This is a genomic window from Candidatus Schekmanbacteria bacterium RIFCSPLOWO2_02_FULL_38_14, from assembly GCA_001790855.1.
Classification (GTDB): Bacteria; Schekmanbacteria; GWA2-38-11; order GWA2-38-11; family GWA2-38-11; genus 2-02-FULL-38-14-A.
Genome location: MGDH01000043.1, coordinates 1 through 10,920 on the forward strand (window position 1 = coordinate 1; position 10,920 = coordinate 10,920).

Annotated in this window: 8 protein-coding genes and 1 pseudogene; 7 read left to right on the forward strand and 2 right to left on the reverse strand. The window is 37.5% G+C overall.

Going from position 1 to position 10,920, the window contains the following annotated elements:
• The first annotated feature begins 187 nt into the window (after positions 1–187).
• From A3H37_11260 to A3H37_11290, 7 genes are all read left to right on the forward strand, one after another.
• Positions 188–1,894 (forward strand): type II secretion system protein GspE, encoded by a 1,707-nt coding sequence (locus A3H37_11260; GenBank protein ID OGL47899.1) that lies wholly within the window; start codon positions 188–190, stop codon positions 1,892–1,894.
• Positions 1,895–1,903: 9 nt separating this feature from the next.
• Positions 1,904–3,136 carry a type II secretion system protein GspF gene (locus A3H37_11265; protein ID OGL47900.1) on the forward strand — a complete coding sequence of 411 codons (1,233 nt, stop codon included), beginning with the start codon at positions 1,904–1,906 and terminating at the stop codon, positions 3,134–3,136.
• A gap of 199 nt (positions 3,137–3,335) precedes the next feature.
• Complete coding sequence (locus tag A3H37_11270; GenBank protein OGL47901.1) at positions 3,336–3,785, forward strand: type II secretion system protein GspG; 450 nt, start codon at positions 3,336–3,338, stop codon at positions 3,783–3,785.
• A gap of 15 nt (positions 3,786–3,800) precedes the next feature.
• Positions 3,801–4,304, forward strand: a complete 504-nt coding sequence (locus A3H37_11275) for a hypothetical protein (protein ID OGL47902.1) — start codon at positions 3,801–3,803, stop codon at positions 4,302–4,304.
• Positions 4,297–4,659 carry a hypothetical protein gene (locus tag A3H37_11280; GenBank protein OGL47903.1) on the forward strand — a complete coding sequence of 121 codons (363 nt, stop codon included), beginning with the start codon at positions 4,297–4,299 and terminating at the stop codon, positions 4,657–4,659. The genes A3H37_11275 and A3H37_11280 overlap by 8 nt, the downstream gene beginning before the upstream one ends.
• Complete coding sequence (locus A3H37_11285) at positions 4,660–5,340, forward strand: hypothetical protein (protein ID OGL47904.1); 681 nt, start codon at positions 4,660–4,662, stop codon at positions 5,338–5,340.
• Positions 5,341–5,342: 2 nt separating this feature from the next.
• Entirely contained in the window at positions 5,343–6,461 is a 1,119-nt protein-coding gene (locus A3H37_11290; protein ID OGL47905.1) for a hypothetical protein, read from the forward strand.
• A 265-nt stretch (positions 6,462–6,726) separates the two neighbouring features.
• Here the strand turns inward: A3H37_11290 and A3H37_11295 are convergent, their stop codons facing one another.
• Positions 6,727–9,636 (reverse strand): hypothetical protein, encoded by a 2,910-nt coding sequence (locus A3H37_11295; protein ID OGL47906.1) that lies wholly within the window; start codon positions 9,634–9,636, stop codon positions 6,727–6,729.
• Between the two features lie 460 nt (positions 9,637–10,096).
• Positions 10,097–10,920: pseudogene (locus A3H37_11300) on the reverse strand (hypothetical protein).

Consider the following 10,920-nt stretch of genomic DNA (forward strand, 5'->3'; position numbering starts at 1 on the left):
TAGTGATTTTTTAATATAAAATTATAGAAATCAATCTAATTAGATAGAGAAACATTGTCAATACAAAACAAACAAAAACCCAAAGCAAGTGAAACTTAGCAGGTTTAAGATGTATCTTTAGAATTGACATTAGGCAGAAAATCCATTACTTTGTATAATGAAACAGGATTAAAAGGAGGGTATTCTTTTGAACTATGCAGAAGATTTGATTACTGAAATACTGTCGAGCCAGCCAGGTATCACTCAGGAACAGATTGAGAAGGCAATAGAGGAACAGTCAGAAAAAGGCGGAAGGCTTGCAGACAACATTGCTGCCTTGGGATATATGGCGGAGATTGATGTTCTGAGAGCGATTGGAGAAAAGCTGAACATCCCGTTTCTTCCTTCAATAAAAGATGAGGATGTTGATTCGGTATACATATCAAAGGTTCCTCTAAATTACCTTAAAAATAATTTTATTTTTCCATTAAAAAGAGAAAATGGTTCACTTTTTGTAGCAACTGCAGACCCTTTCGATACGCAGATTCTTGATAACATTTCATTGTATCTTGAGGAGGAAGAAGCCAAGCCTGTTATCTGTCCAAAGGCTGAAATAACTGATGCCATTAACCGGTATTACCACCACGAGTCAGCAGATGCCGAGCAGATGATAAAGGATATGGACGAGGATATTTTTGACACAATTACATCTTTATCAGAGGAACCTAAAGACCTTCTTGATATTTCAGATGACGCGCCAATAATCAAGCTTGTAAATGTTATCCTCTTTCAGGCGGTTAAGAAAAGAGCAAGCGATATCCACATAGAGCCATTTGAAAAGGAGCTCAGGGTAAGGTACAGGATAGACGGGATACTTTATGATACAATAAACCCGCCTGTAAGATATTTATCCGCAGTAATTTCAAGAATTAAAATTATGGCAAATCTTGACATAGCCGAAAAAAGGCTCCCTCATGACGGAAGGATAAAAATCAAAATAGCTGACCGCCTTATTGACATCAGGGTTTCAATAATTCCCACTGCCTTCGGCGAAAGAGTGGTTATGAGGCTTCTTGACAAGTCAAGCATTCTTTTAGGGCTTGAGGATGTAGGGCTTTTTCCTGATGATTTAAAGACCATTCATGCAATGATTAAAAAAACTAACGGAATAATCCTTGTCACCGGTCCTACAGGAAGCGGAAAGACAACAACACTTTATGCAGCCCTTACAAAAGTGAATACTACTGATAAGAATATAATAACAATTGAAGACCCGATTGAATACCAGCTTTTTGGGATTGGACAGATACAGGTGAACACAAAGATTGAGCTGACATTTGCCCGTGGGCTGAGGTCTATTTTACGGCAGGATCCTGATATTATAATGGTTGGAGAAATCCGCGATGTTGAGACTGCTGAGATTGCAATTCATGCATCGCTTACAGGACACCTTGTTTTTTCAACACTTCATACAAATGATGCTGCAGGGGCTGTTACAAGGCTTTTAGATATGGGTGTTGAGCCGTTCCTTGTTTCATCAACCCTTTCTGCTGTAATAGCGCAGAGGCTTGTCAGGGTTATCTGCAATGACTGCAAGGAGAGTTATGTGCCTGATGATGAATCCCTTTCGGAAATAGGAATTGGAAGAGACCAGTTGAAGGACGGCGTTTTTTACCGCGGCAGGGGTTGTCCTTCTTGCGTGAATACCGGTTACAGGGGAAGAATTGGAATTTTTGAGATTCTCAAAATGGATGAAGTGACAAAAAAGCTTGTTCTTGAGAAATATGACTCAAATGCAATTAAAAAAGAAGCTGTGAAGAACGGAATGCTAATTTTAAAGCATGATGGCGCAAGAAAAGTGATTGAAGGACTTACAACAATTGAAGAAGTTCTGAGGGTTGCTCACGAGGAGTGATAAAAAGCAATGGGAGTTTATGAATATAATGCATTAAATTTTAAAGGTAAAGAGATTACCGGTATTATAAATGCAGACTCACTTCTGGATGCAAGACAGAAAATAAGGGGTCTTGAACTTCACGTGAGCAGGGTAAGGGAACTTGAGGAAGGAGAGGGGAGTGAGAAAAAATCTCTGGACCTTTCCAGCATCAAAGGACTTGTAAGCTGGATTAAGCCTCAGGAGATTTCGCTTTTTTCAAGACAGCTTGCAACCCTTCTCAAAGCAGGACTTCCTCTTATAATGGCTCTCAATGCTTTAATTGACCAGTTTGAGGGATCAAAAATCAGGAAGGTTATTTACCAGATAAGGGAAAAGGTTAATGAAGGAAGCTCTTTAGCAAATGCCCTTTCAGACCATCCAAGGTATTTCTCCGACCTTTATGTGAGCATGGTGAGGGCAGGAGAGGCAAGCGGCGCTCTGGATATTGTGCTTGAGAGGCTTGCGGAGTTTTCAGAGAAACAGAACGAGCTGAAGAATAAGATAAGGGCAACTCTTGCATATCCTGTAATTATGTGCGTCATAGGGTTTGCAATCCTCGGGTTTCTTTTTACCTATGTGATACCAAAGGTTACATCCATTTTTGAGCAGACAAAGCAGGCTCTGCCCCTGCCAACACTACTTTTGATTGGGATAAGCAGTTTTCTTAAGAAATTCTGGCTGGTTATAGTAGTTGCAATTATTGTTGCCTATGTAATGATAAAAAGAACATTGAAGACAGAAAAGGGAAGGTATTTTTATGACAACTTGAAACTAAAGCTTCCAATTTTTGGTTCCCTTTTCCAGAAGATAGCAATTTCTCGTTTTGCCAGAACACTCGGCACTTTACTCAACAGCGGTATTCCTATTCTGCAATCTCTTGATATTGTTAAAACCGTTGTTGCCAACAAGGTTTTGCACAAGGCGATTGAGGATGCGGGACAGAATATTTCTGAGGGCGCAGACATTGCCACTCCTTTAAAGAAAAGCAAGATGTTTCCTCCAATTGTAATACATATGGTTGCAACAGGAGAAAGAAGCGGCCAGCTTGAAAATATGCTTTTAAAGGTTGCTGAGAGCTATGATAGCGAAACAGATTCGACAATAAAAGCTCTGACTTCTCTTATGGAGCCAATAATGATAGTTCTTATGGGAATAGCAGTTGGTTTTGTGGTTATTGCAATATTGCTTCCGATTTTTGATATGACAAAGGGAATTAGATGAGTTGGTGAATGGGGAGAAGTGAATAGTGAACAGTATTTAGTGAATGGTGAATAGGTGTTATAATGTCAAATGTTAAAATTCAAAGTTCAAATGAAATCCAAAGCTTAAATGACTAAAATTTTCAGAATTTGGATTTTGACATTCATTTGACATTTGGATTTTAGTATTTGGATTTAATAATCAAAATGAGGGAGAAAATATGAAAAAAGCATTAAGCTCAAATTCTGGCTTTACATTCATTGAGATAATGGTTGTAGTTGTAATAATAGGTATTCTTGCAACCCTTGTTGGCACTGCTGTTATTGGGAGAATTGATGAAGCAAATATTGCCAAGGCTAAAAGCGATATAGCAACCCTTCAGGGTTCGCTTCAACTTTATAAACTTGATAACGGGAATTACCCGACAACGGAACAGGGACTTGATTTGCTTGTAAAACCTCCTGCTGAAACTGAAGGCTCAAAAACATGGAAAGAAGGGGGATATATTGAAGGAGGAAGGCTTCCTTTGGATTCATGGAAAAACCAGTATCAGTACCTCTCACCGGGCGTCAATAATCCAAATTATGATTTGTGGTCTATGGGAAAGGACGGGGAAAGCGGCAATGAAGATGATATTCAGAGCTGGAATCTGGATAAGGCATGGAAGTGAGAGTGGAACGAGATTATGAAGAAAAAAAAAGGATTTACCCTGATAGAACTCTCAATAGTAATATTTATTATTGGCCTTATGGGGCTTTATGTCCTCCCTAATATGGGAGACAGGCTTTTCCATACCGAGACGAAATTTTCTTTAAGAAGGATTGCAGGCAACATCAAAGAAGTTTTTAATTTAGCTGCCATAAAAAGGCAGACTTATTATTTTGTTTTAGACCTTGATAAAGACCGCTACTGGGTTGCGCTTCCTGATGACAAGGGAAATCTTTCTGAAGAAGCATCAACCCATATGATTCATATTGAGCTTGCCAACAAAATAGACCTCGTTGATGTGGCAACTGCAAAAGAGAAATACAGCAAGGGTGAGAATATCATTCTTTTCACTCCAAGAGGGCTTTCAGAGAAACACCTGATTCACCTTAAAAGCAATGACACAAACTACACCCTGATTATCTCTCCTTTAACCGGACAGGTAGATATAAAAGAGGGTTATGTGGAACTCACAAATGCGTGATGAAAAGGGTTTTACCTTTCTTGAAATAATGGTTGCAGTTGCAATCCTTTCAATTGCCCTGATTGCTGCTTTAAGAGCCCAGTCACAGAGCCTTTCAATTGCAAGCGAATCAATAAGAACTACCAATGTTGTTTTTCTGGCAAGAGAGAAGATGGCTGAAATTGAACTTGATGGCTATCCCCAGCAGGAGAAGACAGACGGAGTATTTGAAAAGCACCCTGAATACAGATGGGAAATAGAAGTAAAGGAAACTCCAGTTGAAGATTTAAAGGATGTTACCCTGACAATTCTGTGGAAAGAGGGTGACAGGGAGAGGAGGTACAGTCTTGAGACTCTGTTGGCAAGGAAAGACTGAATGAAAATCAAAAATCAAAAATCAAAAATCAAAATTACTGAAGGCTTTACCCTTCTTGAGCTTGTAGTTGCAATTGCAATTTTCGCTATTATTTCAACCTTTGTATACGGGGCATACACGGGTACTGTTTCTACAACAGAAAGAGCTCAGAAAAAAATAGAATTTTACCAGAAGGCAAGGCTTGTTCTTAGCAGAATCTCTGAGGAAATTGAGCAGGCAGCGCCTCCGCGCGAGAAGGGAGAGATGCCGGATTTTTCTTATTTTTCAGGAAGCAATGATGAAATCAACGGAGTCAATGCGGATGAATTGAGGTTTGTAAGCCGTGCTGACAGTGGTTATTCAAAAGAAAGCGGAAAACCTGCAATTGTCAGAATCACCTATCGCATAGAAGTGGCTTCAGGAGAAGGGAATGAATATTATGTTCTAATAAGAAAAGAGGACCCGATTTTTTTCAGGGAAGATGAGGAACGCGAAAAGACAGAAGAATTTCTTGAAAAATGCGAGGGAATAAATTTTGAATATTATTCTGATGAAGGCTGGGTAAACGAATGGGATGACCAGACAAGCACTGGAGTGGAAGGCAGGATACCAAAGGCTGTAAGAATTACTCTGACATTAAAGGACGATGAAGACAAGCCAAGAGATTTCAGCACCACAGTTTATTTGCCACAGGGAGGTTAGAAGTGAAGAGGTTCTATAAAGAAGAAAGGGGATTTGCCCTTGCTCTGGTATTGCTGATAACCACCCTTGTTGTGATTACAGTTCTTGAGTTTAATTATGAGATGAGAGTGGATGCGAGCATTGCGTCTAATTACAGGGATGACCTGAAGGCTTTGTATATTGCCAAGGGTGGAGTGAATGCTGCTATTGCTCTTCTGAGGCAGGATTTTAGGACAGATAAGGAAAGACACGCAGGCCAGCAGGTTGACTCTCTTGATGAAGACTGGGCAAAACCTGAAATGACACTGCAGATTGGCAAAGGAGTGGCAACAGGAATGATAATTGATGAGTCAGGAAAGATAAACCTGAATGAATATTTAAAGGAAAGCGAGGATGAAGAAGACAAGAGTGGAGATGGAAAAAATAAAGGAGGAGGGGAAAAAAGCATTGAGACAAAGGAAGAGCAAAAGGAAAATATTGTAAGAAGAATTTTTGACAACCTGTCTGTAAGCAATAATAATACAGATGAAATAATTGAATCACTCCTTGACTGGCTTGGAGAGAGTTCTGAGGATAATCCAAGTATTGAGGCATATTACCATTCATCACCTTCTCCCTATGATAGTAAAATTTCCCTCCTTGACGACATTACAGAGCTTATTCTTGTTAAGGGAATGAGCAAAAATGTTTTTTATCAGGAGAAAGAAAAAAATTTATATGAGGAAATAACAGGACAGGAAAAAGACGAGACTGAGATTTCAAAACCTTTTCCAAGTATTTTCACTGTTTATTCAAAATTAAAAGGGGAAATTAATATCAATACTGCTCCAAAGGAGGTTCTTCTTGCGTTTCACGAGGATATGGATGAAGAAACAGTGAGCGAGATTATTGATAAAAGGACAGAAGAGCCTTTTGAATCTAAAGATGAAGTCAAGAAATTATCGCAAACAATTCAGGATATTTTTGAAGATAAACCAGAAGGACTGAAGGGAATAAGAGATTTAATTGATGTAAAAAGCAATTTTTTCAGAATAATTGCCCATGGAACTATCAATAATGTCACAAAGACAATCGAAGCAGTTGTTTTCAGGGATGCAAAGAATGATGGACGGATAACAATTAAATCATGGGCAGAGTTTTAAAAATAAATCTCAAATTTCAAAATCCAAATTAATCCCTCCATCGTCCCTTTTTTGTTGGATTATTTTCCACTTTAACAAAGGGGGATACAGGGGGATTTTCATTTTTTGCTTCTTGTAGAAACACACCTTCAGGTGTGTTGTTTTTTTAACTAACAGGTCTGAACCTTCCTGCTGCAGGCAGGCAGCTACAAATTACGGTTCTTCTACATGCCAACATTCCAGCCTCCAAACGTTCTAAGAACTATCATTCACTATTAATTTATTATTACGGCAATCCTAACTGGAGGGCAGGGTCTCCGAAAAGAGCCAAATCTTCAAGGTACTCATCTGGAAGATAGGTGTTGGTTACAGCGGAAATCAGAGAGTCAGTAACAGCCTTGCCGAGTGTTTTTTCTTTGTTCTGAAAAATAGTTTTAAAAAGCTCAGTTCCTATCTTTTCATAATCTGCATTGAACCCGACCCCTGTTGCTCCCCAGAATCCAATTGCCCCTTTGTCTTTGGCAAGTAAAAACTCCTCGCCAAGGCTTTCACCTAAATAATCAGGAAAAAATCCGTTCAGACAGTTCAAGGTGGTTACAAAGGTCAATTTATTGTTATTGCTGAGGGATGGAATATCATCAGAAGTAAATATTTTTTCACGAGCCCAGTCGACTTTATCACCATGACCTGTGTAATTTGTAAGAAGAGCGCCATCGTTTATTCCGTTAATAATTTCAGTTCTTGTTGCTGAAACAATATTTTGTAACTGAGCATCTGAGGTATCTTTTGGGTAGTCAGACAAATAGGTTTTCTGAGATATAAAAGGATTTGATAAAAGAGCTGCTAAATTGTCAGAGAGATTAGGAAAGTTTCCTCCATCATCAGGAACGCCATCTTCTATATAATTATCTGATATCAACAGAACATTATTATTCCAATCTGAAAATGGCTGGGAGTTTTCATAATTTATAATTTTGTTAACAACTGCTTCTACTTCTTCTTTTGTTTTAGCAGGAATCCGTCCAATATAAATATCAGGAAATTTATCGTCTCCGTTAACAGAAACAAACCAGTTATCAGATGGAGTTGGTCCAAAGAATGAAGTGTTTACAAGTTTTACAGGGATATAATTCTTAACTCCACTCTTTATATAGTCTTTATAATCATAATTGGCATCTCCGACTAAAAGCACATACTGTGGTTTTGGGTTCCAGTTTTCATAGGTAAATTTCAAGAAATCTCTTATTGCATCAGGGGTGAAGATTCCGGAACTAAACTCATCATAAACATCATCTATTTTTACAACTTTTACGTTTAGTCCTTTGCCTTCTCTAAAGACCTTAAGCGGATTTATGGCATCATAAAAATCTTTGTGTGTAATGATAATATAATCAGCACCGTTTCCGGAAGATTTTAAAGCTGACTCTTCGTCAATTTCTATCGTATCAGACTTTTTGACTTTGTTTTTTTCAATTGCATAATAATTCTTTTCTCCTTCTATCTTGTCTTTGAACAAGGCTGCAAATTTTCCAGCAATCTTTTTTGTTTTAGCCTTGATAACCTTTACTTCATATGGGTCAGTAACATCAAAAACTTCTATGTTTTTTGTAGAAAAATTTGTCACCTTGAACTGAGAATTTTTATTTCCTGTTTTTGAAAAAATAAGGCTGTCATTTTCTGCCGCAAGGAGTTTATAATATCCTATCTCAAACCAATTCAGATTTATCCCGTCAATTGTTATTCCTTTATCAGCAAAGGCTTTAATTTCGAGAGTGTTTTCTTCGTTTTTAAGCAATGAATGGGGGATGGTTTTGTTAGGCGAATATTCAGAAAATCCATCCCATTTTTTTTCATCTACTAATTTATCATTAAGAAAAATCTGCGTATGATGGTCTGGATTAACAGGGACATCTGTTAACCCTTGAAATGAAACTTTCAGAGATGTATTTCCATTTTTCTTTTTGAGGTTGTTTAAGGTGAAATTGATTGTGAAAGACTTGCTGGTGTTTTCCTCTGTGATAAATGTATGCCAGAACCAGTGTTCTTTTCCTTCTTTCTTTGGTATTGTCTGGGTGTATTCGATATTTTCTTCGCCATGGTAAATTGCTTTGAAAGAGCTTTCAAATGGTTTGGATAAAGAAGGGGATGTTCCGGAATTATTCATCCTTTTTCCGGGAGCATCGTCTATAACAAGCCAGTAGATATTTGTATCAGTAAATTCTCCATTGTTTTTCTCTCCGTAAAATTCAATGTAGTCCCCATCATCAAAGACTCCATCATTTTCTCCCATAGAGAGAATTGCTAATTCATTTTCCTTGTTGAACATTCTGATGTTTTTGGGGTCAATGGTAGAGGTGTCTATGCCAGCCTGTTCTAAATCACTGGAAGTAATCCTGTAGATTCCGTCCTCTTTTATTGCTATTTTCAGAGATGGAAATTGAGTTGCGGAAAAAATTGAAGTCTTTTGGGATGAGTTGGATTTAAAATTAACTTTTTGTATATCAGGTTCAAAGGATATTTGAATTTTGATTTTTGGATAAACCCTTATTTCTCTTGAAACAGGATTAAACTGTACAGGGAAAATTTTCAGTAAAGCGACTTTCTGGTTCCTTATAAAACCTTCCTTAGAGATTTCCACAATATTTTCAGGATAGAATTCATTTTTAGAATAAATGTTGCCATTAATAGCAAATCTTTTTGAGATTATAAAATTTCCATTGATTTCCTGTGAAAATCCCCCCTGCCCCCCCCTTATTAAAGGGGGGTAAAGGGGGATTGTCTTATTATTTTCTTTGCTCTGTTGAGGTATGAGTATTTCCTGAGAGTATATTTCTGGGTATGGAGAAAGATAAAAACCTTTATAAATATTGGAGCGGGCTTCAATAATTTTATATGATAATTTTTTTCCAGAAGGAATTTCAATCAATTTGCTTTTGACAGGCAAGATTGGTGCGCCGGGGATATTTGTTGAACCAGAATTTTCCAAGCTGATTCCCTGGAAAAGTTCTCCATTTATCTCTTTATTATGAGATTTTATCCCTCCAGCTTTGAACTCGTAAACAAGAGAGTTGCTGTCCGAGCTTATAAGTTTCAACTCTCCGGAATAAGCCGGTGACAGAGTGAATAAATTAAATAAAAATAAAAAAAATGGTGTCAGAATTAAATATTGTTTTTTTATTTTATTTTGTTCAAACATAATAATAAATCTTGGTTTGGTCAAAGGATATTCAATATTTTATCGTCTGTCAATTTGGTATAAAAAATCTCAAAATGTTAAATCCCTTGCATGGTTTAATTTAAAGTAGTTTATTTTTTCATCTGGAAGAAGTGGAACTAATTGTTTTACAAGTCGTTTCAGATAGCTTTTATAGAAGGTTAATTATTCTGAAAGGTGTTAAAAGGGAATAATTTTATCATTTTATCAAAACCATTCAATATTAAATTACTACTAATCTCAACTTCCCTGATTAAAGCATTGGGGTATTATACACTGGCTCTGGGTTGGTCCAGAAATGCTGATTCCCTTGCAGACCCCAAGAACAGCTTCCTCAGGGACAAGTTTTATTTGTCTGAGCTGAGGCTTTTTGTAAGTTTTAAGTTTCTTTTTCATATAGTCTCCTAATTTTCCTATTTCTTTTCTTTCCGCTAAATACTATTTATTTTATTAAAATCGGGCCATAAATAGTGCTTTCGCCTCTGTTATTGATATCTTCGAGTTTATACCAATATATTTTGCCATAGCTGGCTTTTTTATCAATAAACCTGTAGCTTGCGCCATTTAATTTATTCCCTCTTGCAATAATAATTTTTTTGTTAATCTTTGTGTACTTACCATTTTCAGCATTGCTTCTTAAAATATTAAAACCAAGATTGTCAATTTCAGATTCTGTTGACCAATCCAATATCACTCTTTTCTTTTTCTGCTGAGCGATATTATTTTTCTTTGAGTTTGATTCAGTAGCAGTAAAAGAGGACAGAGAGATAAGTGTTGGCCCGCTTGGAAGATTTAGCCTTCCTGAACCATAAATGTTATCTTTGCCGGCAGTTCCCATATCAATTGCATTTCCTTCAAGATAGGATTGAACCTGGTTGACAGTAAAGGAGGGAAATCTCTGCCATACAAGTGCGGCTGCTCCCGCGACATGAGGAGATGATGCAGAAGTACCAAACCAATGCCCGTATGTAAAACTATCAACATTATCAGGACCTGCAATATCAGGTTTTATTCTTGGAGTTGCTCCGTTCCAGTTTGTTGTTGGTCCCTTGGAACTGAAGCTTTCCTGAGGTCCTGTTGTCCAACTTGATGAAGCGATGGCACCAACTGCCATTACTCCGGTTGCATCAGCAGGAGACATAAAGCTTCCAGAAGGAGTCCTGTTGTTTGATTGAAGGTCGTGTCTGAAGGTGTATAATTTCATATCGCAGTTTCTTGTTGTGGAAAAATTTTCTATAATTATTCCGTAACTTCCAGAACCTCCGG

What these genes read in the sequence shown, in the direction of transcription:
- A3H37_11285 (OGL47904.1), top strand. Translation starts at nt 4,660, where the DNA reads ATGAAAATCAAAAATCAAAAATCAAAAATCAAAATTACTGAAGGCTTT.
- A3H37_11280 (OGL47903.1), top strand. Translation starts at nt 4,297, where the DNA reads ATGCGTGATGAAAAGGGTTTTACCTTTCTTGAAATAATGGTTGCAGTT.
- A3H37_11265 (OGL47900.1), top strand. Translation starts at nt 1,904, where the DNA reads ATGGGAGTTTATGAATATAATGCATTAAATTTTAAAGGTAAAGAGATT.
- A3H37_11295 (OGL47906.1), bottom strand. Translation starts at nt 9,636, where the DNA reads ATGTTTGAACAAAATAAAATAAAAAAACAATATTTAATTCTGACACCA.
- A3H37_11270 (OGL47901.1), top strand. Translation starts at nt 3,336, where the DNA reads ATGAAAAAAGCATTAAGCTCAAATTCTGGCTTTACATTCATTGAGATA.
- A3H37_11275 (OGL47902.1), top strand. Translation starts at nt 3,801, where the DNA reads ATGAAGAAAAAAAAAGGATTTACCCTGATAGAACTCTCAATAGTAATA.